The organism is Streptacidiphilus sp. MAP12-33 (assembly GCF_041261265.1).
GTDB lineage: Bacteria > Actinomycetota > Actinomycetes > Streptomycetales > Streptomycetaceae > Streptacidiphilus.
In genome coordinates, this window is record NZ_JBGCCA010000050.1 from 1 (window position 1) to 24,469 (window position 24,469).

Genomic DNA, 24,469 nt, shown 5'->3' on the forward strand with positions numbered 1-24,469 from the left:
CGTCCCCGTGAGGACCGTCCGTCCTTCGGTGACCGTGGCCCGCGCCGTGACGACCGTGGCGGTGACCGCCCCTCCTACGGTGACCGTGGCCCGCGCCGTGACGACCGTGGCGGCGACCGTCCCTCCTACGGCGATCGTGGCCCGCGTCGCGATGACCGTGGCGGCGACCGTCCCTCCTACGGCGATCGTGGCCCGCGTCGCGATGACCGTGGCGGCGACCGTCCCTCCTACGGCGATCGTGGCCCGCGTCGCGATGACCGCCCCTCGTTCGGTGACCGTGGCCCGCGCCGTGACGACCGTCCGTCGTTCGGTGACCGTGGCCCGCGTCGTGACGACCGGCCCTCTTACGGTGACCGCGACCGCGGTGGTGACCGTGGTGGCTTCCGTCCCCGTGAGGACCGTCCGTCCTTCGGTGACCGTGGCCCGCGTCGCGATGACCGTGGCGGTGACCGTCCCTCCTTCGGTGACCGTCCCTCCTTCGGTGACCGTGGCCCGCGTCGCGATGACCGTCCGTCCTTCGGTGACCGTGGCCCGCGTCGCGATGACCGTGGCGGCGACCGCCCCTCCTACGGTGACCGTGGCCCGCGCCGTGACGACCGTGGCGGCGACCGCCCGTCCTACGGTGACCGTGGCCCGCGTCGTGAGGACCGTCCGTCGTTCGGTGACCGTGGCCCCCGTCGTGACGACCGTCCGTCGTTCGGTGACCGTGGCCCCCGTCGTGACGACCGTGGCGGCGACCGCCCCTCGTACGGTGACCGTGGCCCCCGTCGCGACGACCGTGGCGGCGACCGCCCCTCCTACGGTGACCGTGGCCCGCGTCGCGACGACCGGCCCGCCTACGCCGACCGTGACCGCGGCGAGCGCAGCGCCCCCGTGCGGCGCCTCGCGATCGACGAGGACGTCACCGGGCAGGAGATCGACGGCGATGTGCGTCAGGAGTTGATGACGCTCCCCAAGACCCTCGCCGACGACGTGGCGAAGCACCTCGTCATGGTGGCGCGTCTGATCGATGCGGAGCCCGAGGAGGCCTACGCGTACTCCCGGGTCGCGCTGCGGCTCGCGTCCCGCGTGGCCGCCGTTCGTGAGGCGGCGGGCTTCGCGTCCTACGCGACCGAGCGGTACTCCGAGGCGCTGACCGAGTTCCGTGCCGCGCGGCGGATGACGGGCTCCGCGGACCTGTGGCCGGTCATGGCCGACTGCGAGCGCGGTCTCGGCCGTCCGGAGCGTGCGCTGGAGATGGCGGGCGCGCCGGAGGTCAAGCAGCTCGACAAGGCCGGCCAGGTGGAGATGCGCCTGGTCGCCGCCGGTGCCCGCAAGGACATGGGGCAGCTCGAGGCCGCCGTGGTGACCCTGGAGTCGCCGGAGCTGGCGTCGCACTCGGTGCAGCCGTGGACCGCGCGCCTGCGGTACGCCTACGCGGACGCGCTGCTCGAGGTCGGCCGCGAGGAGGACGCCCGCGAGTGGTTCGCCAAGGCTGTCGAGGTGGACCAGAACGGCACCACCGACGCGGCCGAGCGTCTGGCCAAGCTCGACGGGATCGAGTTCGTCGACGCTCTGGACGAGGACTCGGACGACGACACCGACGGCGGCGACATCGCCGGTGACCTCCCCCGCGACGCCGCCGACGCGGAAGCCGCCGAGGACGAGGCCGAGGCAGCCGCGTTCGCCGAGGACGAGGACGACGAGGACGACGAGCCGCAGGACGGCATCGGCAACGCGCTCGACGCCGACGAGGTGGCCGCCGAGGGCGAGGGCATGTTCGACGGTGGCGACGGCGAGGACTACTACGAGGACGACGAGGACGAGGACGAGGAGGAGGGCTACGGCCCGAACTCCCCGTCTGGCGACCGTCGCTGACGTGTAGTAGCAGCTCGGACGAGAAGGGCCCGGCCCGGTGCGGATACCGCACCGAGCCGGGCCCTTCGTCGTGTCGGGCCGTCAGCGGGCTCAGCCCAGGCGCAGGTTGCGCAGGACCAGGCCGGTGGCCGGCTTCGGGCCGAAAGACGTGGACTTCCGAGGCATCGTGACGCCCTGTTCGGCCAGGCGCCGCACAACGCCTTCCTCGACCGGATTGAGCAGCACGGCGGTTCCGCCCGAGCGCACGGCCTCGCGGACCGCCGCGGCGGTGTCGTGAAGGTAGCCGATGTGCTCAGGGTCGTCCGGGACGCGCCAGACGCGCTCCAGCAGCAGCGCGTGCAGGACGGTGGCGTCGAGCCGCCGGTACTCCTCCGGCAGGTCGTCGGGGACGGCGGCGGCGAGCGCCGCCTCGTGGGGGCCGGTGACCAAGTGGTAGCCGCCGTCGCCGGCGAGCAGGAAGGCGTTCCCGGCGCCTCCCCGGCCCCGACCTTGGCCCCGGCCCCGACCTTGGCCCTGGCTCGGACCTTGGCCCTGGCCCCGGCTCGGTGACCGCTTTTCCGCCGCCAGCGCCTTCAGCGCGGGCTCCGCCGCGTCGCCGAGGTCCGTGACGCGCCAGCCGTCCGCCTCCGCGCTGTGCAGTCGCTCCACCGCCTCGCGCAGCGGCAGCCGGTGCAGGACGCGGTGGATCGCACGGACCCGCAGGGGGTACTCGGCGGTGTCGACAAGCAGCACCATGCCCCGGTCCCAGGGGCTGCGGGCCAGGTGACGGTGTTCGTGCTGAAGCCGCAGGTACATCGCCCAGCGGTGGTGTCCGTCGGCGATCAGGGCGCGGCAGGTGGCGAGGTCGGCGGAGACGGCGGACAGGTCGTCGGCCGCGGAGACCGCCCAGAGGCGGTGGCGGGTGCCGTCGCTGGTCGTGGTCTCCAGCAGCGGCTCGCCGCTCGCGGCACGCTCGACGACGTCCGCGGCCCGTCCGTCGCCGCGGTAGGTGAGCAGCAGTGGCTCCAGGTTGGCCTTGGTGGTGCGCATCAGGCCGACGCGGTCCGCGACGGGGCGCGGCATCACGTCCTCGTGTGGCAGCACCATGCCGGCCTGGGCGTCGCTGACCGCGAGGGCGCCGATCAGGCCGCGCTGGAGCAGGGCGCCGTCGGCGGGCGAGGTGAGCTGCTCGTAGACGTAGAGGGCGGGTTCGGGGTCGGGGCGCAGCACGCCCTGCCGCTGCCAGTCGTCCAGCAGCGAGGCGGCGTGCCGGTAGCCGGCCTCGGCGGTGGGGTCGGGGCGGGGCAGGATCAGCCGGACGACGTTGTGCGGGTCGCTGTCCTCCAGCCGGGTGCGCCCGTCCGGGTCGACGACGTCGTATGGCGGCGAGGTGACCGCTCCCAGCGAGCTGACGCGCCCGGGGTCGTAGCGCAGGCCGCGGAAGGGAGCCAGGGAAAGGCCGCAGGCGGCCACCTTCCCGGCGTCGCCGTAGCGGGGTTCACTCGCGTCGTCAGCACTGACTCGTCTCACTCTGGGCATGTTAATCCGATGTATGTGGTTGTTGATCGTTGTTGTGGTGGAACTGGTCATGCGCAGGCTCAAAAGGAGGTCGAAGCCGGATGACGGAACAGGGGCGGCCGGGCGGCGGGGTCTACGACTGGTTCCGGCGTGGGATGGCGCTGTTGGCGCAGGGGAACGCGGGTGCGGCCGTGCAGTTGCTCAGCCGGGCGGTGGAGGAGGAGCCGCAGTCGCGGGCAATCCGGGAGGCGCTGGCCAGGGCGCAGTTCGAGACGCGCGCGTACGCGGCCGCGCTGGACAACTTCCGCACGGTGGCGCTGGCGGACCCGTCCGACGACTACGCCCAGTTCGGCTGGGGGCTGGCGGCGGCCCGGCTCGGGGACTTCGAGGCGTCGGCGGAGCATCTGGCCCTGGCGGTGGCGATGCGACCCTCCTCCGAGCCCTATCGGGCGGCGCTGCGGCAGACCCGGGCCACGTTGAAGGCGAGAGCGGGTGGGTTCGGTACGGTCGGGGGTGACCAGCGGCGGCACGACGAGGTGCCCGCCGGGTCGCAGCCCACCGACGCGCACGGTTCCGACGCGCACGGTTCCGACACGCACGCCTCCGGCGCACGCGCCTCCGGCGCACGCGCCTCCGACGCACGCGCCTCCGACGCGTCGCGCGTCGAGCCGCCGCTCGCCGACCCGCAAGGAGATCCGTCCGATGGCCATTGAGCAATCGCAGCAGCAGCCCCTCCACCTCGACTACGACACGGCTCTGCTGGACCTGGACGGCGTTGTCTACGCCGGTCCCGCCGCGATTCCGCACGCCGTGGAGAGCCTGGACGCGGCACGCGCCGCTGGCATGCACCTGGCCTACGTCACGAACAACGCCTCCCGCACGCCCGAGGCCGTCGCCGCGCACCTGAGCGAGCTCGGCGTCCCGGCCGCGCCCGCCGACGTCATCACCTCGGCGCAGGCCGCGGCCCGGCTGCTGGCCGAGAAGGTGCCGCCGGGCTCGCCGGTGCTGGTGATCGGCGGGGAGGGGCTGCGCGCGGCGGTCCGCGAGCGCGGGCTGGTGCCGGTGGCCTCGCTGGACGAGGGACCGCTGGCGGTGGTCCAGGGCTACGACCCGACCGTCGGCTGGGCGCAGCTGGCCGAGGCCTCCTACGCGGTCCAGCGCGGCCTGCCGTGGGTGGCCTCGAACACGGACCTGACGATCCCGACGGCGCGCGGCACGGCGCCCGGCAACGGCACGCTGGTGGCCGCGGTGCGCACGGCGACGGGCGTCGAGCCGGAGGTCGCCGGGAAGCCGCTGCCGCCGATGCACCGGGAGACGGTGATCCGCACCGGGGCGAAGCGCCCGCTGGTGGTCGGGGACCGCCTGGACACCGACATCGAGGGTGCGTTCAACGGCGGGGTCGACAGTCTGCTGGTCTTCACCGGCGTGACCCGCCCCGAGGAGCTGCCGCAGGCGGAGGCCAAGTACCGCCCCACCTACCTCGCCGCCGACCTGCGCGGACTGCTGGCGGTCCCCCCGGCGCTGGAGCCGCTCGGCGGCGGCGCGTTCCGCTGCGGCGGCTGGACGGCCGCCCCGCGCGAGGACGGCCGCCTGGGCGTCACCGAGGACACGCGCGCGGACGGCGGCACCGACCCCTACGCGGGCCTGCGCGCGCTGTGCGCGGCGACGTGGGCTGCGGCGGATGCGGGCCGACCGGTCCCGGAGTGGCGGAAGGCGTTGGCCGAGCTCGGCCTGTGAGCGGGAGCGCCGCTGTGGGAGCTAGAGCAGGCTGCGCAGCTTCAGCAGATCGAGGATGCTCGCCTCCAGCTTCACCCGACCGGAGCCCCAGGCCTTCGCGAAGTTCAGTCGGCCGTCGACGAGGGAGACGAGGTCGTCCCCGGCGAGGACCAGGCGGATCTGCGCCTTCTGCGCCGGCTTGCCGGGGGCCTCGGTGAGGTCCTGGATGTGACCGCCGCGCAACTGCCCGGCGAAGGTCAGGTCCAGGTCCGTGATCCAGCAGCTGAGCGAGCGGTCGAGCTGGGCCGCGGCGCGGGCGTTCCCGGTGGCCTTGCCGAGGTTCTCGCTGAAGGTGGTCAGTGCTTCTCGGCATTCGAGCGCGGTGGCCATAACGAGGGCGGACTCCTCTGGGATGCCTGCGGGACGGGCTGGTGGCGACGGTGGGACCGACGGTACCGCAGCGCCACGGCCTCACGGGCGCGGCGAAGACGGTAGCGTCGGACCTCAGGCGAGCTCTGGAGGGACGTGTGGACGAGGGCGAGGGCGGGATGCGCGAGACGGTGCGTGACTACGTGAAGGTCGCCACGACGGTCGCCGTGGGCGTGGTCGAGGAGTTGCACAAGCGGCTGCCGCCGCAGGTGCGGGACCTCGCGGACGGGGTGGTGGAGCGCGCCGTCAGCGAGGGCGAGAAGGCGTGGCACCGGATCGGCGACGGCATCGTGCAGGCGGGCGTGGTGCTGGAGTACCTCGAACGCCAGCTCCGCCAGGTCCAGGGCACCCCGCCGTCGGCTTCGGGCCCCTCGGCTGCCTCGTCGGCTGCGCCGAGCCGCGCGGAGGAGGCCTTCCCGCGCCCCGAGTCCCGTCCCCGCCCGGTCCGCGTCGTGGTCGACGCCGAGGACACGGCGCCGTCGTCGGCGCAGACCGCCGACGCGGCCGCCGCCCGCCGCGCGGCGGCGGTCCCCGCGATGCGCGACCGCGCCGCAGCGGCGGCGAAGTCGGCTGCGCCGCGCAAGGCGGCCAAGGCTGCGCCCTCGCCGTCGGAGCAGGCGGCTGACGCGGTCGAGTCCGCGGCGCGCCCGGCTGCGGGGAAGAAGTCGGCTGCGCCGCGCAAGGCGGTCAAGGCTGCGCCGTCATCGTCCGAGCAGGTAGCTGAAGCTGAGGTACGGACCGCCACTCCTGCGCCGAAGGCGGGCGCGAAGCGGGCTGCGGCGAAGAAGTCGGCTGCGCCGCGCAGGGCGGCCAAGGCTGCGCCCTCGCCGTCGGAGCAGGCGGCTGACGCGGTCGAGTCCGCGGCGCGCCCGGCTGCGGCGAAGAAGGCGGCGCCCAAGAAGGCAGCGGCAACGAAGAAGGCCGTGGCGGCCGAGAAGCAGCCTGCGGCGAAGAAGGCCGCTACCAAGAAGGCGCCCGCCAGGAAGCCCGCGGTCGCCTCGGGGGCTGGCGATGAGTGACGCGGCCTGGCCTCCCGTCCGGAGGCCCCTCGGCCCCGCCGGGCCGTTGCCCGGCCCGCCGCGGGCGCCGGACGACGTGGCCGCGCCGCCTGTCGCCGCTGCCGTCGCCGTGCCCGCGCCCGGTCCGGGCGTTGCGTTTCCCGGCCGCGTCAGCGCGACCGCCGCCGCTCAGGGCGTGGCCCCCACTCCCGCAGCCCCCGGGGTTGTCGAAACCGGCCATGCCGGTGTCGACGCCGCGCTCGCGCGGTTGGCGAGTGCGGGGGACGTGCCGGCCGAGGCGCGGGCGGAGGTGTACGGGGAGGTGCACGACCTGCTCCGGGATACGCTCGCGGGGTTGGACGAGCGGCCCGCGGGGCCGCCCAACCCGGCGCACATGAACCGCTGAGCCCGGCGCACATGAACCGCCCAATCCGGCGCACATGAACCGCCCAATCCGGCGCACATGAACCGCTGAGCCGGAACCGAACCGTTGAGCAGGAGCTGAACCGTACGTGGCAGTCGCACGCCGCCGTCTGGACGCCGAACTGGTCCGCCGGAACCTCGCCCGCTCGCGTGAGCACGCGAGCGAGCTGATCGCCGCCGGGCGGGTGACCGTCGGGGGGACGGTGGCGACCAAGCCCGCCACGCAGGTGGAGACCGCTGCTGCCGTGGTGGTGGCGAAGGACGACAACGATCCCGACTACGTCTCCCGGGGCGGGCACAAGCTCGCGGGCGCGCTCGCCGCGTTCGTGCCGGAGGGGCTGGCCGTCGAGGGGCGGCGCTGCCTGGACGCGGGCGCGTCGACCGGCGGGTTCACCGACGTGCTGCTGCGCGCCGGGGTGACCCAGGTCCTCGCCGTGGACGTCGGCTACGGCCAGCTGGCCTGGTCGCTTCAGAGCGACGACCGGGTCGTGGTGATGGACCGTACGAACGTGCGCGAGCTGACGCTGGAGCAGATCGGCGGCGCGCCGGTGGACCTGGTCGTCTCGGACCTGTCCTTCATCCCGCTCGGGCTGGTGCTGCCCGCCCTCGCGGCCGTGACCGCGCCCGAGGGTGACCTGGTGCTGATGGTGAAGCCGCAGTTCGAGGTGGGCAAGGAGCGCCTCGGCAACGGCGGTGTGGTGCGCAGTCCGCAGCTGCGCCAGGAGATGATTGAGAAGGTCGCAGGTCAGGGCGCGGAGCAGGGGCTCGGGGTGCGGGCGGTGACGGCGAGCCCGCTGCCGGGGCCGTCGGGGAACGTGGAGTACTTCCTGTGGTTCCGGCGGGACGCCCCGCCGCTGGACCCGGCCGACGCGGCCCGCGCCGTAGCGGAGGGACCCAAGTAGCGAGCGCAGTGGCCGGCTCAGTCGCCGGCTCAGTGGCCGGCGGAGTGTCGGGCGGAGTCCGCGGCGTCCGAAATCAGACCCGGCGACGGGGAGTCCAGCGGGTAGGGTCGAAGCACAGCGCCGAAGGAGGCCCATGCCAGACCAGCTGCCGGACCAGTCCGTCGACGGCCTCGAGCGCCTCGACAGTCTCGACCGCTTCGACCGGACGGTGTTCCTGCTCGCGCACACCGGGCGCGAAGCCGCGCTCAAGAGCGTCGAGTGTCTGGTCGAGGGCCTGCTGAAGGCCTCGATCGGTATCCGCGTGCTGGCCACCGAGGCGCCCGACATGGGCTACCCGGAGGGCGTGGAGGTGGTTCAGTCGGGGCCCGCAGCCGGTGAGGGCTGCGAGCTGATCCTGGTGCTGGGCGGGGACGGGACGCTGCTGCGCGGGGCCGAGCTGGCGCGCGAGTTCGGGGTGCCGATGCTCGGGGTGAACCTGGGCCGGGTCGGCTTCCTGGCCGAGGCCGAGCGGGACGACCTGCAGAAGGTCGTCGACCGCGTGGTGGCCCAGGACTACGAGGTCGAGCAGCGGATGACGATCGACGTGGTGGTCCGTGAGGACGGCCGGGTGGTGCACACGGACTGGGCGCTCAACGAGGCCAGCGTCGAGAAGCAGGCCCGCGAGCGGATGCTGGAGCTGATCATGGGCGTGGACGGGCGCCCGGTCTCCTCCTTCGGCTGTGACGGCGTCGTCTGCGCGACGCCGACCGGGTCCACCGCCTACGCGTTCTCCGCGGGCGGGCCGGTGGTCTGGCCGGAGGTGGAGGCGCTGCTGATGGTGCCGATCTCCGCGCACGCGCTCTTCGCCCGCCCCCTGGTCACCTCGCCCGACAGCGTGCTGGAGGTGCAGGTCCAGCCGGGCACCTCGCACGGGGTGCTCTGGTGCGACGGGCGCCGGACGTACGAGCTGCCGCCGGGGGCGCGGATCGAGGTGCGGCGCGGGCACAACCCGGTGCTGCTGGCCCGGCTGCACCGGGCGCCGTTCTCCAAGCGGCTGGTGACCAAGTTCCAGCTGCCGGTCACGGGCTGGCGCGGCAACGCCGAGTAGGGGCGACACGGAGTAGGGGCGACACGGAGTAGGGGCGACGCGGAGTGAGCACACCGCTCCCTCCGTACTCGTACTGACGCTCGAAGCGCGCGCGGATGGGTGGCTCGTCGCGAGAAGGGCCCGGACCCCCGTATCGTCAGGTGCGTGCTGGAGGAGATGCGGATACGAGCCCTTGGCGTGATCGACGACGCGGTTGTCGAACTCGCACCTGGGTTCAACGTCGTCACCGGTGAGACCGGGGCGGGCAAGACCATGGTGGTGACCAGCCTCGGCCTGCTGCTCGGCGGGCGGGCGGACGCGGGTCTGGTGCGCAACGGCGCCGAACGGGCCGTCGTCGAGGGGCGGGTGGACCTGCCTGCCGGCTCGACCGTCGCGGAGCGGGCGCTGGAGGCGGGAGCCGAGCTGGACGAGGGTCAGCTGCTGCTGTCCCGCACGGTGTCGGCCGAGGGGCGCTCGCGCGCCCACGTCGGTGGGCGCTCGGTGCCCGTGAGCCTGCTGCAGACGCTCGGCGAGGACCTGATCGCCGTGCACGGGCAGAGCGACCAGCAGCGCCTGTTGCAGCCGGCCCGGCAGCGCGGCGCCCTGGACCGCTACGCCGGCGGCACCGTCGCCGGGCCGCTGGCCGAGTACCAGGCTGCCTACCGGCGACTGCGCGAGGTCACGGCGACGCTGGACGAGCTGACCACACGGGCGCGCGAGCGGGCCCAGGAGGCCGACCTGCTGCGTTTCGGCCTGGACGAGGTCGCCGCTGCAGAGCCGCTGCCGGGCGAGGACGAGGAGCTGGCGCAGGAGTCGGAGCGCCTCGGGCACGCCGACGCGCTCTCCTCGGCCGCGACGATCGCCCACGGCGCGCTGGCCGGCGACCCGGCCGACCCGGACGTGGTCGACGCGGGGCTGCTGGTGGCGCAGGCCAAGCGAGCCCTGGACGCGGTCCGGTCCCACGACGAGCGCCTCGGCGCGCTGGCGGACCAGGTGGGCGAGGTGTCCTACCTGCTTGCCGACATCGCCCAGGAGCTGGCCGGCTACGCCGAGGACCTGGACGCGGACCCGGCGCGCCTGGCCGCCGTCGAGGAGCGCCGCGCGGTGCTGGCGCACCTGGTGCGCAAGTACGGTGTCCCGGCCGACGGGCTGGAGGGCCTCGCGGCCGTCCTCGCCTGGAACGAGCAGGCGGGGCAGCGCCTGTCGGAGCTGGACGGCGACGACGAGCGGATCAGTGCTCTCGAAGAGGAGCAGCAGTCGCTGACGGAAACGGTGTCCGCGCTCGCCGAGCAGCTGAGCGCCGCCCGTCACGATGCCGCCGAGACCTTCGCCGAGGCGGTCACCCGTGAGCTCACCGAGCTGGCCATGCCCCACGCACGGGTGAGTTTCGGGATCACCCGATCGGCGGATTTCGGCCTCTACGGCGTCGACGAGGTCGAGGTGCTGCTCGCCCCGCACCCGGGTGCCGCGCCGCGCCCGATCGCCAAGGGCGCCTCCGGTGGCGAGCTCTCCCGGGTCATGCTGGCCGTCGAGGTGGTCTTCGCCGGCGCGGACCCGGTGCCGACCTACCTCTTCGACGAGGTCGACGCGGGAGTCGGTGGCAAGGCCGCCGTCGAGATCGGCCGTCGGCTGGCCCGGCTCGCCCGCAGCGCGCAGGTCGTCGTGGTGACGCACCTGCCGCAGGTGGCGGCCTTCGCCGACCGGCACCTGGTGGTGGAGAAGACCGTCGACGGCACCGTCACCCGCTCGGGCGTCAAGACGCTGACGGACGAGGAGCGGGTGCGCGAGCTGTCACGGATGCTGGCCGGCCTGGAGGACTCCGAGCTGGGCCGCGCCCACGCCGAGGAGCTGCTCGCCGCCGCCCGCCAGGGCGCCGGCCGACCCTGACCGCGGCCGACAACGAGCGAAAGCCAACGAGCCGAAGACAACGAGCCGAAGACTGCGACGACCGAAAGAAGCGACGCCGACCGTGACGCCCAACGCCGCGCAGACCACACCCGCCGGGACCAGCGAGGAGCTCCGCGCCGTGCTCGTGCTGGCCGGCACGACCGGCGGCATCGGCGCGCACGTGCGCTCCCTCGCGGCGGGCCTGTCCGCGCACGGCGTCGACGTCACCGTGTGCGGACCGGCCGAGACGGACAAGCTGTTCGGTTTCTCCGGCGCCGGGGCGAGGTTCCACGCCGTGGAGATCACCCCGACGCCCGGTCCGCGCACCGATGCCGCGGCCGTGGGCGAGCTGCGGCGCGCCTTCGCACGCGCCTCCCTCGTCCACGCCCACGGGCTGCGCGCCGCCCTGCTGTCGGACCTGGCGCTGCGCACCGCCCGCACCCACGAAGCGCCGCCGCTGGTGGTCACCTCCCACACCGCGAACCTCGCCACCGGCATGGAACGGCGGCTGCTGCGCCTGATGGAGCGCCGGGTCGCCCGCGCGGCGGACCTGGTGCTGGGCGCCTCCTCGGACCTGGTCGCCCGGGCCCGTGACCTGGGCGCCACCGACGCCCGCCTCGGCCCGGTCGTCGCCCCGCCGCTGCCCCAGGCCGTCGCCGACCGGGAGCAGACGCGGCACGGCCTGCTCAGCGAGAAGTCGCGCCGCAACGCGGCCAAGGACGCACCGGAGCGCCCGATCGTCCTGGCGATCGGCCGGCTCACCGCGCAGAAGAACTTCCAGCTGCTGCTGGACGCCGCCTCCGGCTGGCGCGCCGGGGACGACCACCCGTTGCTGGTGATCGCGGGGGTCGGCGCGGAGGAGGCGGCCCTCAAGGCCCGCATCAAGGCCGAGCGCCTCCCGGCACGGCTCCTCGGCTACCGCGAGGACGTCGCCGAGCTGCTCGCCGCGGCCGACGTCGTCGTCATCTCCTCCCGCTGGGAGGCCCGCCCGCTGGTCGCCCAGGAAGCCCTGCGGGCCGGTGTCCCCGTCGTCGCCACGGCGGTGGGCGGCCTGCCGGAACTCCTCGGCGACGCGGCCGTGCTGGTCCCTCCGGGTGACGCGACGGCCCTGGCGGCCGCGGTGTCCGCGCTGCTCGCCGACCCCGCGCGTCGCGCGGAGCTGGCCGCTGCCGGCCCGTTGCAGACCGAGACCTGGCCCACGGAGGCCGACACGGTCGCCCAGGTGCTGAGCGTCTACGACGAGCTCGTCTCGGAGCGGTGAGGGCGTCGCGCCGCTAGCGTGGACGGCATGGACTGGACGCTTGAAGTCGTCGTGCTGCCCGTCTCCGACGTGGACCGGGCCAAGGCCTTCTACAGCGGGCAACTGGGCTGGAACGTGGACGTGGACCGGCGCATGAGCGAGACGATGCGCGTCGTCCAGCTCACGCCTCCCGGCTCCGGCTGCTCCGTCACCGTCGGCGAGGGCCTCACCGAGGTCCCGCCCGGCAGCTACCAGGGGCTCCAGCTCTGCGTCGCCGACATCGACGCGGCACGCGCCCAGCTGGTCGCCTCCGGCGTGACGGTGGACGGGGTCTTCCACTTCGGCCCGAAAGGCCGCGAGGAGGGCCACGGCGGGCCCTGGAACGCGTTCCTGGCCTTCTCCGACCCCGACGGCAACGGCTGGGTCGTCCAGGAGCGCCCGAAGGAGCGATAGCCCCTTCAGGGGCGCGGGAAACCACCGGCGTGCGGATGGCACTGCGCGCCCCGGACCATCCGCTCGTCGGAAGGGGTACCCTCCCGGCCGAAGGCTGGGGGAGGAGCCGCATGTCGGCAGAGCCCCGCGCCCCTGGGTAGTGCAGCCGCCCCTATGCCTGGATCAGGAGCGTGATCGTCCCGTCCGCTCCGCGCTGGACAGCGACCCGCTCCAGCGTGTCCACGCTGACGGTCGCGCCGTAGGCGGCCGTCGCCGCGCCGATGCCGACGACGCGCATGCCCGCCGCCAGGCCCGCCGCGACCCCCGCGGGGGAGTCCTCGAAGACGACGCACTCGCCCGGCGCGAAGCCGAGCTCCGCGGCGCCCTTGAGGAAGCCCTCCGGGTCGGGCTTGCTCGCGCTGACGTCCTCCGCCGTCACCCGCACGTCCGGCATCCGCAGGCCCGCCGCGCTCATCCGCGCCGTCGCCAGTGCGACGTCCGCCGAGGTGACGAGGGCGTGCGGGGCGTCGGCGATCGCCGCGAGGAACGCGGGCGCGCCGGGGATCGGGACGATGCCCTCGACGTCCGCCGTCTCGTCGGCGAGCATCTGCGCGTTGTCGGCGAGGTTCTCCGCCGGCGGGCGGTGGGGCAGCAGGATGGCCATGGACTCGTGGCCCTGGCGGCCGTGGACGACCTCCTCGACGCGCTTCATCGCCAGCCCGTGGCGCGCGGCCCACCGGCCCCAGACGCGCACCACGACCGCGCCGGAGTCGACCAGCGTTCCGTCCATGTCGAGCAGCAGGGCACGGGCGTCGAGGGTTATGGACGGCGGCTGGGCCACGGTGGTCTCCCGGGATGGACGGCGACAGATTATGTCCCGCCATTCTACAAAATCCCGTCGCGGCTACGCTCGGCAGGTCGCCGGAACGAGGGGGAGCCATGGGGATCGACGTCGAGGTGCCGGTGCCGCCGTTCGCGGATCCGGAGCAGGCCCGTCTCTTCCAGCGGCTGCTCCTGCTCTACCTGCGGGACCTCAAGGGCGCCGGCGAGGCGGTCGGCAAGCAGCAGTTCGTGCTGGCCGGAGTGGTCGGGCTGCACGCGCCCGAGCTGCACGCGCCCGAGCCGCGGCGCGGTACACCCGGCCGGCCACGCTGTGGATCCTGCGCGACCCCGTACCCGTGCCGGACGACGCTGGCCGTGGCGGTGGGGGCGGGGCTGCCGATCGGCTGGCGCGATCCGGTGCAGGTCGCCCGCGTGCTCGCGGACGCCGGGCACGAGCCCCGCCGCGGCGGCGAGGTCACGCCCGGCCGTGTGCTGTGGGCCGACGGCTGGGGCGCGGTCCGCCAGGACGACGGGAGCTGGGAGGTCGGCATCCCGCTCGACCGTGGCGAGTACGCCACCGAGCGCGTCGAGGACGACGCCGCGATGGCGGCGCGTCTGGCCGCCACCGCCGGGACCCCCGCGCCCTTCCCCTACGGGTGGGTCGAGGACGAGGACGAGGCCGCGTCCATGGGGCCAGCGGCGGCGAGGGCGATCGCCGCCTGGGACGGGCACGTCGCCCTGCCCTACCTCGAGGAGCACCGCCGCCGCGGCGCACCGCGGGCCTGAAGCGGCGGCCTCGCGCCTCACATGCCGGGCAGCCCGCCCACCGCGGTCAGCCGCAGCGCGGTGTCGATCAGCGGCACGTGGCTGAACGCCTGCGGGAAGTTGCCCACCTGGCGCTGGAGCCGCGGGTCCCACTCCTCCGCCAGCAGGCCGAGGTCGTTGCGGATGGCGAGCAGCTTGTCGAACAGCTCCCGTGCCTCGCCGACCCGGCCGATCATCGCCAGGTCGTCCGCCAGCCAGAACGAGCAGGCCAGGAATGCGCCCTCGTCGCCGGGGAGGCCGTCGCCGCCCTCCTCCTCGCCGTTGGTGCGGTAGCGCAGCACGAAGCCGTCGGGGGTGAGCAGCTCGCGCTGGATCGCCTCGATCGTGCCGATGACGCGCTTGTCGTCCGGCGGCAGGAAGCCGACCTGGGGGATCACCAGCAGCGAGGCGTCCAGCTCCTGCGAGCCGTAGGACTGGGTGAAGGTGTTGCGCTCCGCGTCGTAGCCGAACTCGCACACGTCCGCGTGGATGGTGTCGCGCAGCTCGCGCCAGCGCTCCAGCGGGCCCTCGTGCGGGGTCTGCTCGATCATCCGGATGGTGCGGTCGACCGCGACCCAGGCCATGACCTTGGAGTGCACGAAGTGGCGGCGCGGTCCGCGCACCTCCCAGATGCCCTCGTCCGGCTTGTTCCAGTGCTGCTCCAGCCAGGAGATCAGGCGCAGCTGCAGCATGTGGGCGTGGTCGTTGCGGGCCAGACCCGTCATGTGGGCCAGGTGCAGCGCCTCCACGACCTCGCCGTAGACGTCCAGCTGCAGCTGGTCGGCGGCGCCGTTGCCGATCCGGACCGGGGCCGAGCCCTCGTAGCCGGGCAGCCAGTCCAGGGTGGTCTCGCTCAGCTCCCGCTCGCCCGCGATGCCGTACATGATCTGGAGGTTCTCCGGGTCGCCCGCCACCGCGCGCAGCAACCACTCGCGCCAGGCGCGGGCCTCGTCGCGGTAGCCCGTGCGCAGCAGCGACGACAGGGTGATGGTGGCGTCGCGCAGCCAGGTGAAGCGGTAGTCCCAGTTGCGCACGCCGCCGATGTCCTCGGGCAGCGAGGTGGTGGGCGCGGCGACGATGCCGCCGGTGGGCGCGTAGGTCAGCGCCTTGAGCGTGATCAGCGAGCGGACCACGGCCTCCCGGTAGGGGCCCTGGTAGGTGCACTGGGCCACCCAGTCGCGCCAGAACTCCTCGGTGAAGCCCAGCGCCTCCTCCGCGTCCGGCTGGTCCGGGGCGCCCAGGTGCGAGGGCTGCCAGGTGAGCGCGAAGGAGATCCGCTCGCCCGCCGCGACGGTGAAGTCGGCGTAGGTGGTGAGGTTGCGGCCGTAGGTCTCCGCCGCGCCGTCCAGCCAGACCGAGTCGGGGCCGGCCACGGCGACCGTCCGGGTCTGTCCGCCGTCCACGTCGACCCGGTGCACCCACGGCACCACACGCCCGTAGGAGAAGCGCATGCGCACGGCGGAGCGCATCCGCACCGAGCCGCTGACGCCCTCGACGATGCGGATCATCTGCGGGACCGCGCCGCGTTCCGGCAGTCCGCGCGGCGGCATGAAGTCGATCACCCGCACGGTGCCGCCGGGGGTGTCCCACTCCTGCTCCAGGATCAGCGAGTCGCCGCGGTAGCGGCGTCGCGTCGACGGCGGGGCGGGCGCGGCGGCGGTCGGCGGCAGCACCTTGAAGGAGCCGCTGTCGTCGAACGACACGGCCTGGAACAGCGACGCGTCGAACGAGCCCGCGTCGAAGGACCGGGGGTCTTGAGTGTGCGCAGTCTCCGTCGCGCTCCCGTCCTCCTCGGACGTCGGCATCGCCTCGGCCGGGCCGATGCGCCAGAAGCCGTGCTCGTCCGTGCCGAGCAGGCCGGCGAAGACGGCGGGGGAGTCGAAGCGGGGCAGACACAGCCAGTCGACGGCGCCGTCCCTGCTGACCAGGGCGGCGGTCTGCATGTCGCCGACGAGCGCGTAGTCCTCGATGCGGGCGGCCACGTGGTTCTCCAGTTCGCGATGAAGGACTGCGGTGGCGGTCGGGGGGAGGAACGTGCCCTGTGACCGCCGGGGCTCCCGAGCAGACGGTGTCCGTGCAGAATACTTCGGATCACACGCGCCCCGGGAGCGTTCCACAACCCGGGCGTGCCGATTCGTCCCGATCCGTCCCCTCGACTGTGCGGTTGTGCGGACTGTGCGGTGTGCGTGCGGCGTGCGCGTCCGACGATCCGGGACACCCCTTGTGGCTCGCTAGGCGCCGCCTCGTGTTCACGTTCGGCGCGCCCGCACGACATGCTCCGAGCGCAGGTGGGCGAGGGCACTGATACCCTGGTATTCCGTGGATTGGTACTGAGTCCGCCCGCGAGGGCTCGGCTCAGGGACCCCTTCGATCCACCACTGCGGCACCCCACGACAAGCTCGGCGGTTGGTGCGGGTGTTGTAGACGCGACCACGGGAGCCCCCTCTTGGCACAGCCCCATTCCGGTAAGGCCGGCACGACGACCAAGCACCTCTTCGTCACCGGGGGCGTCGCCTCCTCGCTCGGCAAGGGGCTGACGGCCTCCAGCCTCGGGGCCCTGCTCAAGGCCCGGGGCCTGCGGGTCACGATGCAGAAGCTCGACCCCTATCTCAACGTCGACCCCGGCACGATGAACCCGTTCCAGCACGGCGAGGTCTTCGTGACCGACGACGGCGCCGAGACGGACCTCGACATCGGCCACTACGAGCGCTTCCTCGACACCAACCTGCACGGCAGCGCGAACGTCACCACGGGCCAGATCTACTCGACCGTCATCGCCAAGGAGCGCCGCGGCGAGTACCTGGGCGACACCGTCCAGGTCATCCCGCACATCACCAACGAGATCAAGTCCCGGATCCGCCGCATGGCGACCGACGACGTCGACGTGGTGATCACCGAGGTCGGCGGCACCGTCGGCGACATCGAGTCGCTGCCGTTCCTGGAGGCCGTCCGCCAGGTCCGCCACGAGGTCGGCCGGGACAACGTCTTCTTCGTCCACGTCTCGCTGCTGCCCTACATCGGCCCCTCCGGCGAGCTGAAGACCAAGCCGACCCAGCACTCGGTCGCCGCCCTGCGCAACATCGGCATCCAGCCCGACGCGATCGTGCTGCGCGCCGACCGCGAGGTCCCGGCCGCGATCAAGCGCAAGATCTCGCTGATGTGCGACGTCGACGAGGAGGCCGTGGTCGCCGCGATCGACGCCCCCTCGATCTACGACATCCCCAAGGTCCTGCACACCGAGGGCTTGGACGCCTACGTGGTGCGCCGCCTGAACCTGCCCTGGCGCGACGTGGACTGGACCCAGTGGGACGACCTGCTGCGCCGTGTCCACGAGCCCAAGCGCACGGTGAGGATCGCGCTGGTCGGCAAGTACATCGACCTGCCGGACGCCTACCTGTCCGTCACCGAGGCGCTGCGTCACGGCGGTTTCGCCAACCACGCCAAGGTCGAGATCAAGTGGGTCACCTCGGTCGACTGCGAGACCCCCGAGGGCGCGCGCGAGCAACTGCGTGACGTGGACGCGATCTGCATCCCCGGCGGCTTCGGCGAGCGCGGTGTGGACGGCAAGGTCGGCGCCATCACCTACGCCCGCGAGAGCGGCACGCCGCTGCTGGGCCTGTGCCTGGGCCTTCAGTGCGTGGTCATCGAGGCCGCGCGCAGCCTGGCCGGCCTGACCGAGGCCAACTCCACCGAGTTCGACGCGGCCGCCAAGCACCCGGTCATCTCGACCATGGCCGAGCAGCTGGAGATCGTCGACGGCAAGGGCGACCTGGGCGGCACCATGCGCCTTGGCCTGTACCCGGCCAAGCTCGCCGAGGGCTCCATCGTCCGCGAGGTCTACGGCGGCGAGCAGTACGTCGAGGAGCGCCACCGTCACCGCTACGAGGTCAACAACTCCTACCGCGCGGACCTGGAGAAGACCGGCCTGCAGTTCTCCGGCCTGTCCCCCAAGGGCGACCTGGTCGAGTACGTCGAGTACCCGCGCGAGACCCACCCCTACCTGGTCGCGACCCAGGCCCACCCGGAGCTGAAGTCGCGCCCGACCCGCCCGCACCCGCTCTTCGCGGGCCTGGTCGCCGCGGCGATCAAGGTCCAGGACGGCGCCGGCGCGTGAGCGAGCCCACGGTGCAGGGGGAACTGAGGGACACGCCCGACTCCTGGGAGGTCCGCGCCGAGCGGACCTCCTTCGAGGGCAAGGTCTGGGACATCGTCTCCGACGACGTCGTCATGCCGGACGGCCGCGCGGCCACGCGCGACTACATGAAGCACCCGGGCGCGGTCGGGGTGCTCGCCCTGGACGGTCAGGGCCGGGTGCTGCTGGTGCGCCAGTACCGGCACCCGGTCCGGCACCGCCTGTGGGAGCTCCCCGCCGGCCTGCTCGACGTCCCCGGAGAGAACCCGCTCCACGGCGCGCAGCGCGAGCTGTGGGAGGAGGCGCACCACAAGGCGGGGGACTGGCGGGTGCTGGTCGACGTCTACCCCACCTCGGGCGGCTCCGACGAGGCGATCCGCGTCTTCCTGGCGCGGGACCTCTCCGAGGCGGAGGGCGAGAAGTTCGCCGCGGACGGCGAGGAGCTGGACATGCAGGTGCAGTGGTTCCCGCTGGACGACGTCGTGCGCGGCGCGCTGGCGGGCGAACTGCACAACGGCGCGCTCATCGCCGCGGCGATGGCGCTCCGCGCGGCCCTGGCCGAGGACGCGCTCGACACCCTCCGCCCCGCCGACGCGCCGTGGCCGGCGAGGCCGTTCTAGCGACGGCTGTTCGCTCCCGGAGGTAGTTGCACCTACCTCCGGGGCGCGGGGCTGCCTGGCTTGTCACCTGCATAATCTCCGCGCCCCTGACGGCTCTCGTGTGCCGAGTGGATTACGCTGCGTCAGAAGATCGGTCCTGACGACGGGAGCGGCGCTCGTGGCATCGGCACAGACGGACTCTGCGGCGCGTGCCGCGACGTTCGTGGGGCGGCGGAACGAGCTCGCGCGGTTGCGCGAGGAGGCCGGGCGGGCCCGGGTCCTCGCCGTCGCCGGGAGGCCGGGCTCGGGGCGGACGACGCTGGCGCTGCGGCTGCTGGAGGATCCCGCGGTCACCGCGGAGCGGCCCGTGCACCGGCTCTCCCTCGCCACGCCCGGTCCCGCCAGGCGCCTGCTCGACCTGCTCGGCCTGCCGCGTCCCGCGGCCCTCACCGCCGAGGACGCCGAGAAGGCCGCGCTGGAGACCGTACGGGCCCACCTCGCCACCGAGGCCGTCGTCCTGCTCATCGACGACATCCCCGCCGAGAACGCGAGCGCGAGCGTCGAGGCCCTGCTGCCCGCCCACCCGGACGCGCTCACCGTCGCCGTCACCCACGGTCCGCTGGCCGGGGTGGCCGACGTGCGCCCGTGCGTGCTCGGCGGGCTCGACTACACCGCCGCCCGCGAGCTGCTCGCGGGCCTCGCCGGGGACACCAGGGTCGTCGTCGACCCCGCCGCCGCGCAGGCGCTCGCCGAGGCCGTGGCCTGCCATGTCGGCGCGTTGCGGCTGCTGGGCGGGTGGCTGGCGGCGCGGCCGCGGGCCTCGGTGAGCGACGCGCTGAACGCGCTGCGGGCCGTCCCGGCCGTGCCGCCCCCGGCTCCGTCGCCGGAGGCCGCCGTGAACCTCGTGGGCAGCACCATCGACGGCAAGCCCGTGCCGCCGATGCCCGCCTATCCGCCGCACGCCGCGCCCCCGTCCCCGCCGCCGCCCCCGCGCGGCGCGCAACGCACCGAGGACCCGCTGCGGCGCGCGTTCGGCCTGGTGCACCAGGAGCTCGGCGCGAACGCGCGCCAGCTGTTGCGGTACGCGACGCTCGTGCCCGGCGCGGTGCTGGACGAGCGCGGGGCCGCCGCTCTCGTCGGATGCCCGACGGGCTCGGCCGCGACGCTGCTGGCGTCGCTGGCCACGCAGCAGCTGCTGCGGGAGGAGCCCGGCGGGCGTTACCGGCTCCCGGCCGGCCTCGGCCCGATGCTGGTCGGACTGCGGGAGGCGAGCGACAAGCCCGCCGCCGTGGAACTGGCGCGGGCCCGCTGGCTGGAGCGGCAGGTGCGGCTGCTCACCTCGTGCCTGGTCAGGCTCGCCCCCGAGCAGGCGCCCCCGGACCCGGAGGTGCCACCGGCCGCGTTGCGGTTCCGCTCGCCCGCCGAGGCCTTCGCCTGGCTCGACGCCGCCCTGCCGGAGCTGCTGCTCGCCGTCCCCGACGCCGAGGCGGCCGGAGGGCTGGACGGGCTGGTGACCCGGCTCGCGACGGCCCTGGTGCGGGTGCTGCCGCTGTGGGGCGCGGCGACCGGCCGTGACGTCGCCACCGAGCTGTACACGCTGCACAGCACGGTGCAGCAGCTGGCCCGCCGGTCCGGGCAGCCGCGGCGCGAGGCGGCCGCGCTGGTCAATCTCGGTGATCTGCACGCGGCGGCGGGGGAGCACACCCGTGCGATCGAGCGTTACCGGGGCGCGCTCGTGCCCGCCCGCGCCGCCGAGGACCACGTCGCGGTCGGACGGATCCTGGAGGCCACGGCGGGGGCCTACCGCGCCTCGGGTGATCTGGTCCGGGCGGTGGACTTCTACGGCCGGGCGCTCACATCGCGCCGCAACCGCGGCGAGCGCGCGGACGAGGCGCGCCTGCTGGCCCGGCTCGCGGCCGTGCACTGCACCCAGGGGCGGCACGCCGACGCGCTGCGGGAGTACCGGGCGGCGGTGGCGCTGCACCGCAAGCTGGACGACGAGGCGGGCGCGGTCGGCGCGATTCTCGGCGCGGCCCGGGTGCAGGAGCTCGCGGGCAACACCGAGGCGGCGCTGCGTACGCAGAGGGAGGCGCTGGAGGCGGCCCGGCGGCTCTCGCCGCGCCTTGTGGCCCTGGTGCTGCTGAGACTGGCGGACACCCTGGAGCGGGCCGGCGACCCGGCGGGCGCGCGGGTCCAGCGGGACCAGGCGGCCGGGCTGGCGACCGGCCCCGGAACGGGCCGGGAAACCGCCCCCGGAACAGACCCTCGGATGGCACAACGTCCTGGTTTCGAATGAATGTCCTGATTGTGATTTTTCTGGCGATCTGCAGGCCATCTGCCAGCGCAAGCCTACGAAACTGCCAACCGATCCTGAGGTTTTGAACACTTTGGAAGGCTTCCGCATCGCCTGGGCTTCATTACACTCGTAGATGCCGCGCTTAGCAGTGTCGCTGCGCGTGGCTTCCGCCTGCCATCCCGCCGGCGGGAGGAAACCCCATGTGCAAGGGACGTGTTCGTCGTGAAGGTCGGCATCCCCCGCGAGGTCAAGAACCACGAGTACCGCGTGGCCATCACGCCTTCTGGCGTGCATGAGCTGGTCCGTAACGGGCACGAGGTGTTCATCGAGAACAACGCCGGTGTCGGCTCCTCGATCCCGAACGAGGAGTACGTCGCCGCCGGCGCGACGATCCTCGAGACCGCTGACGAGGTCTGGGCCACGGCCGACCTCCTGCTGAAGGTCAAGGAGCCCATCGCCGAGGAGTACCACCGCCTCCGCAAGGGCCAGCTGCTCTTCACCTACCTCCACCTCGCCGCCGACCGCGCCGGCACCGACGCGCTGCTGGCCTCCGGCACCACCGCGATCGCGTACGAGACGGTCCAGCTGGGCAACGGTGCCCTGCCGCTGCTCGCCCCGATGTCCGAGGTGGCCGGTCGCCTGGCCCCGCAGGTCGGCTCCTACCACCTGATGCGTCCGACCGGCGGTCGTGGTGTCCTCCCCGGTGGCGTGCCCGGCACCCACCCGGCCAAGGCCGTCGTCATCGGCGGTGGCGTCTCCGGCTGGCACGCGGCCACCATCGCCATCGGCATGGGCTACGACGTGACCCTGCTCGACCGCGACATCAACAAGCTGCGTGAGGCCGACAAGATCTTCGGCAACAAGATCAAGGCCATCGCCTCCAACTCCTTCGAGCTGGAGAAGGCCGTCCTCGAGGCCGACCTGGTCATCGGCGCGGTCCTCATCCCGGGCGCCAAGGCCCCGAAGCTGGTCACCAACGAGCTGGTCTCCCGCATGAAGCCGGGCTCCGTGCTCGTCGACATCGCCATCGACCAGGGCGGCTGCTTCGAGGACTCGCACCCGACCACCCACGCCGAGCCGACCTTCAAGGTCCACAACTCGGTCTTCTACTGCGTGGCCAACATGCCGGGTGCGGTGCCGAACACCTCCACCTACGCGCTGACCAACGCGACCCTGCCCTACATCCTCGAGCTGGCCAACCGCGGCTGGCAGGAGGCCTGCCGCCGCGACGCCGCGCTGGCCAAGGGCCTGAACGTGCACGAGGGCCAGATCACCTACGCCGCGGTCGCCGAGGCCTTCGGCCTGCCGCACGTCGAGCTGACCGACGTCCTCGCCTGAGCGACGACTGCCTGAACAGGCTCAGAAGGGCGCCGCACACCGTGCGGCGCCCTTCTGGCGTTGTGTCAACTTCACACCCCGTCGATTCACCCTCGGCAGAGGAGTGAACGGAGGTGACCGGCGGTGTCCCCGCAGGCCGAACAGCGGTTTCGCACAGTGCGACGACGCAGTGATCGACAATTGTCATATCGACATGTTGGTTAGTGCATCACCGGTGTGCTGGTTGACGCTACTGTGTGGTTGCTAGGCTGCAGTGCGGTAAATGCCGCCCAGTGGAGGGGGCAGAGCCCCGAAGCCCGGTCACGACGGCGGTCGCCAAGGAGGTAGGACGACTTGTGAATGAGTCGACAATTGCTCCCGGGAGTGGCGGCCCGCGCACTTTTGACGCACGTCACCAGCAGCCCGGCTACCCGAGCCTGGAGTACCCGATTTCCGATCACGAGGCGCTGCGCTACGCGAGCGCGCTGGACGCCCCCGTCGAGCCTGGCCTGGTCCAGACCGAGATGGCGGACGGTCAGTTCTACGACCCTGATGCCGAATACGAGCCGGACCCGGAGTACGCCGCCACGCTTGCTCCCGACGCCGCGCGCCAGCGCCGCGAGCGCGTCGGTCCCACGGGACGCCCGCTGCCGTACTTCCCGATCCCCTCGCCGCTGGGCGAGCACGGGCCGGCGCGCATCATCGCGATGTGCAACCAGAAGGGCGGGGTCGGCAAGACCACCTCGACCATCAACCTGGGTGCCGCGCTCGCGGAGTACGGGCGCCGGGTGCTGCTGGTCGACTTCGACCCGCAGGGCGCGCTCTCGGTCGGCCTCGGCGTCAACCCGATGGAGCTGGACCTCACCGTCTACAACCTGCTCATGGAGCGGGGCCTGACGGCCGATGAGGTGCTGCTGAAGACGGCTGTGCCGGGCATGGACCTGCTCCCCAGCAACATCGACCTGTCGGCCGCCGAGGTGCAGCTGGTCAGCGAGGTGGCCCGGGAGTCGGCGCTGGCCCGCGCGCTCAAGCCGTTGATGAACGACTACGACTACGTCATCATCGACTGCCAGCCGTCCCTCGGCCTGCTCACGGTCAACGCGCTGACGGCCGCTCACAGCGTCATCGTGCCGCTGGAGTGCGAGTTCTTCGCGCTGCGCGGGGTCGCGCTGCTGACGGAGACCATCGAGAAGGTCTGCGAGCGGCTCAACCCCGACCTGCGCCTGGACGGCATCCTCGCGACGATGTACGACTCGCGCACGGTCCACAGCCGCGAGGTGCTGGCCCGCGTCGTCGAGGCGTTCGGCGAGCACGTCTTCCACACCGTCATCGGCCGTACGGTGCGCTTCCCGGAGACCACGGTCGCCGGTGAGCCGATCACCACCTACGCGTCCAACTCGGTCGGCGCCGCCGCCTACCGCCAGCTCGCCAGGGAGGTGCTCGCCCGGTGCCACGTCGAGTGAGTCTCCCGGGGGCGGACGAACTGTTCCGGACCACCGGGGGGACCACACTCACGCCCGTGCCGCGTGCGCCGGACCAGGCCGCGTCCGTGGGCGCGGCGAAGCCGCCGTCGGCGGCCCCGGTGCCCACCGCGTCCGACCAGGGCCGTCCGGCCGATCCGGGCGGCGAGCACGGCGCGGTCGCCGCGCCGAGCGCGACCCCGCACGTGCCTCCGGCCCGCGGCGACGTCCAGCGGGGCGAGGTGCAGCCAGGTGCGGACGCCTCCGCCCGGCCCGTCTCCGCCGCCACCAGGGCCGCCCAGGCGGCCTCCGAGGCGGTCTCCCAGCCGGCCGCGGCCCGGCGCAAGCCGCGGGCCGCCCGGGGCCGTCCCACCGGGCGGGAGCGGCACGAGGAGAAGATCACCGTCTACGTCTCCGCCGAGGAGCTGTTCGACCTCGAGCACGCCCGGCTGGCGCTGCGCGGCGAGTACGGCCTGGCGGTCGACCGCGGCCGGATCGTGCGCGAGGCGGTGGCCGTGGTCCTGGCCGACCTGGAGCAGCGCGGCGAGGCCAGCATCCTGGTCCGGCGGCTGCGCGGGCGCTAAGGCCGGTC

General features: G+C 73.5%; 19 protein-coding genes and 4 pseudogenes. 17 read left to right on the plus strand and 6 right to left on the minus strand.

Going from position 1 to position 24,469, the window contains the following annotated elements:
* Positions 1-984 (minus strand): annotated as a pseudogene (locus tag ABH931_RS35865) (hypothetical protein); the annotation flags it as partial.
* On the opposite strand from ABH931_RS35865, the gene ABH931_RS35870 reads away from it, so the two are divergent.
* Positions 928-1,857 carry a hypothetical protein gene (locus tag ABH931_RS35870; protein ID WP_370123178.1) on the plus strand — a complete coding sequence of 310 codons (930 nt, stop codon included), beginning with the start codon at positions 928-930 and terminating at the stop codon, positions 1,855-1,857. The pseudogene ABH931_RS35865 and the gene ABH931_RS35870 sit on opposite strands and share 57 nt — an antisense overlap.
* A gap of 90 nt (positions 1,858-1,947) precedes the next feature.
* On the opposite strand, the gene ABH931_RS35875 is transcribed toward ABH931_RS35870, so the two are convergent.
* Positions 1,948-3,309: a DUF1015 family protein gene (locus tag ABH931_RS35875; protein ID WP_370123289.1), complete on the minus strand. Its 1,362-nt coding sequence runs from the start codon at positions 3,307-3,309 to the stop codon at positions 1,948-1,950.
* A 146-nt stretch (positions 3,310-3,455) separates the two neighbouring features.
* On the opposite strand from ABH931_RS35875, the pseudogene ABH931_RS35880 reads away from it, so the two are divergent.
* Together ABH931_RS35880 and ABH931_RS35885 are read left to right on the plus strand one after the other, a co-directional pair.
* Positions 3,456-3,779: pseudogene (locus ABH931_RS35880) on the plus strand (tetratricopeptide repeat protein); the annotation flags it as partial.
* 277 nt (positions 3,780-4,056) lie between these two features.
* A complete protein-coding gene (locus ABH931_RS35885) occupies positions 4,057-5,091 on the plus strand; it encodes an HAD-IIA family hydrolase (protein WP_370123181.1) in 1,035 nt (344 codons plus the stop codon).
* 21 nt (positions 5,092-5,112) lie between these two features.
* On the opposite strand, the gene ABH931_RS35890 is transcribed toward ABH931_RS35885, so the two are convergent.
* Positions 5,113-5,460, minus strand: coding sequence for a sterol-binding protein (locus tag ABH931_RS35890; protein ID WP_370123183.1), 348 nt, complete (start codon positions 5,458-5,460; stop codon positions 5,113-5,115).
* 137 nt (positions 5,461-5,597) lie between these two features.
* On the opposite strand from ABH931_RS35890, the gene ABH931_RS35895 reads away from it, so the two are divergent.
* The 7 genes from ABH931_RS35895 to ABH931_RS35925 all read left to right on the plus strand — a co-directional run bounded on the left by ABH931_RS35895 (position 5,598) and on the right by ABH931_RS35925 (position 12,468).
* Positions 5,598-6,518: a hypothetical protein gene (locus ABH931_RS35895; protein WP_370123186.1), complete on the plus strand. Its 921-nt coding sequence runs from the start codon at positions 5,598-5,600 to the stop codon at positions 6,516-6,518.
* On the plus strand, positions 6,511-6,903 hold the full coding sequence (locus tag ABH931_RS35900) for a hypothetical protein (protein WP_370123189.1): 393 nt from the start codon (positions 6,511-6,513) through the stop codon (positions 6,901-6,903). The genes ABH931_RS35895 and ABH931_RS35900 overlap by 8 nt, the downstream gene beginning before the upstream one ends.
* A 106-nt stretch (positions 6,904-7,009) precedes the next feature.
* Positions 7,010-7,822 (plus strand): TlyA family RNA methyltransferase, encoded by an 813-nt coding sequence (locus tag ABH931_RS35905; RefSeq protein ID WP_370123192.1) that lies wholly within the window; start codon positions 7,010-7,012, stop codon positions 7,820-7,822.
* A gap of 208 nt (positions 7,823-8,030) precedes the next feature.
* Entirely contained in the window at positions 8,031-8,909 is an 879-nt protein-coding gene (locus ABH931_RS35910) for an NAD kinase (RefSeq protein WP_370123292.1), read from the plus strand.
* A gap of 132 nt (positions 8,910-9,041) precedes the next feature.
* Positions 9,042-10,775 (plus strand): DNA repair protein RecN, encoded by a 1,734-nt coding sequence (gene recN, locus ABH931_RS35915; RefSeq protein WP_370123295.1) that lies wholly within the window; start codon positions 9,042-9,044, stop codon positions 10,773-10,775.
* 82 nt (positions 10,776-10,857) lie between these two features.
* Positions 10,858-12,036, plus strand: a complete 1,179-nt coding sequence (locus ABH931_RS35920; protein ID WP_370123195.1) for a glycosyltransferase family 4 protein — start codon at positions 10,858-10,860, stop codon at positions 12,034-12,036.
* 27 nt (positions 12,037-12,063) lie between these two features.
* Positions 12,064-12,468: a VOC family protein gene (locus ABH931_RS35925; protein WP_370123197.1), complete on the plus strand. Its 405-nt coding sequence runs from the start codon at positions 12,064-12,066 to the stop codon at positions 12,466-12,468.
* Between the two features lie 151 nt (positions 12,469-12,619).
* Here the strand turns inward: ABH931_RS35925 and ABH931_RS35930 are convergent, their stop codons facing one another.
* Complete coding sequence (locus ABH931_RS35930) at positions 12,620-13,288, minus strand: HAD-IA family hydrolase (protein ID WP_370123200.1); 669 nt, start codon at positions 13,286-13,288, stop codon at positions 12,620-12,622.
* Between the two features lie 98 nt (positions 13,289-13,386).
* Between ABH931_RS35930 and ABH931_RS35935 the strand changes: the two genes are divergently transcribed.
* A complete protein-coding gene (locus ABH931_RS35935) occupies positions 13,387-14,055 on the plus strand; it encodes a hypothetical protein (protein WP_370123203.1) in 669 nt (222 codons plus the stop codon).
* A 17-nt stretch (positions 14,056-14,072) separates the two neighbouring features.
* Here the strand turns inward: ABH931_RS35935 and ABH931_RS35940 are convergent.
* Both ABH931_RS35940 and ABH931_RS35945 read right to left on the minus strand, forming a co-directional pair.
* A pseudogene (locus tag ABH931_RS35940) lies at positions 14,073-15,716 on the minus strand (glycoside hydrolase family 15 protein); the annotation flags it as partial.
* Positions 15,717-15,821: 105 nt separating this feature from the next.
* A pseudogene (locus ABH931_RS35945) lies at positions 15,822-16,055 on the minus strand (trehalase-like domain-containing protein); the annotation flags it as partial.
* A gap of 464 nt (positions 16,056-16,519) precedes the next feature.
* On the opposite strand from ABH931_RS35945, the gene ABH931_RS35950 reads away from it, so the two are divergent.
* From ABH931_RS35950 to ABH931_RS35975, 6 genes are all read left to right on the plus strand, one after another.
* Positions 16,520-18,187 carry a CTP synthase gene (locus tag ABH931_RS35950; RefSeq protein WP_370123205.1) on the plus strand — a complete coding sequence of 556 codons (1,668 nt, stop codon included), beginning with the start codon at positions 16,520-16,522 and terminating at the stop codon, positions 18,185-18,187.
* Entirely contained in the window at positions 18,184-18,825 is a 642-nt protein-coding gene (locus ABH931_RS35955) for an NUDIX domain-containing protein (RefSeq protein WP_370123207.1), read from the plus strand. The genes ABH931_RS35950 and ABH931_RS35955 overlap by 4 nt, the downstream gene beginning before the upstream one ends.
* Before the next feature lie 157 nt (positions 18,826-18,982).
* A complete protein-coding gene (locus tag ABH931_RS35960; protein ID WP_370123209.1) occupies positions 18,983-21,100 on the plus strand; it encodes a tetratricopeptide repeat protein in 2,118 nt (705 codons plus the stop codon).
* Positions 21,101-21,322: 222 nt separating this feature from the next.
* Entirely contained in the window at positions 21,323-22,438 is a 1,116-nt protein-coding gene (gene ald, locus ABH931_RS35965; RefSeq protein WP_370123298.1) for an alanine dehydrogenase, read from the plus strand.
* A gap of 503 nt (positions 22,439-22,941) precedes the next feature.
* Positions 22,942-23,880: a ParA family protein gene (locus tag ABH931_RS35970; protein ID WP_370123300.1), complete on the plus strand. Its 939-nt coding sequence runs from the start codon at positions 22,942-22,944 to the stop codon at positions 23,878-23,880.
* On the plus strand, positions 23,877-24,461 hold the full coding sequence (locus tag ABH931_RS35975) for a hypothetical protein (protein ID WP_370123303.1): 585 nt from the start codon (positions 23,877-23,879) through the stop codon (positions 24,459-24,461). The genes ABH931_RS35970 and ABH931_RS35975 overlap by 4 nt, the downstream gene beginning before the upstream one ends.
* Positions 24,462-24,469 lie beyond the last annotated feature (8 nt).

What these genes read in the sequence shown, in the direction of transcription:
- ABH931_RS35885 (WP_370123181.1), top strand. Translation starts at nt 4,057, where the DNA reads ATGGCCATTGAGCAATCGCAGCAGCAGCCCCTCCACCTCGACTACGAC.
- ABH931_RS35890 (WP_370123183.1), bottom strand. Translation starts at nt 5,460, where the DNA reads ATGGCCACCGCGCTCGAATGCCGAGAAGCACTGACCACCTTCAGCGAG.
- ABH931_RS35900 (WP_370123189.1), top strand. Translation starts at nt 6,511, where the DNA reads ATGAGTGACGCGGCCTGGCCTCCCGTCCGGAGGCCCCTCGGCCCCGCC.
- ABH931_RS35925 (WP_370123197.1), top strand. Translation starts at nt 12,064, where the DNA reads ATGGACTGGACGCTTGAAGTCGTCGTGCTGCCCGTCTCCGACGTGGAC.
- ABH931_RS35935 (WP_370123203.1), top strand. Translation starts at nt 13,387, where the DNA reads ATGGGGATCGACGTCGAGGTGCCGGTGCCGCCGTTCGCGGATCCGGAG.
- ABH931_RS35970 (WP_370123300.1), top strand. Translation starts at nt 22,942, where the DNA reads ATGGCGGACGGTCAGTTCTACGACCCTGATGCCGAATACGAGCCGGAC.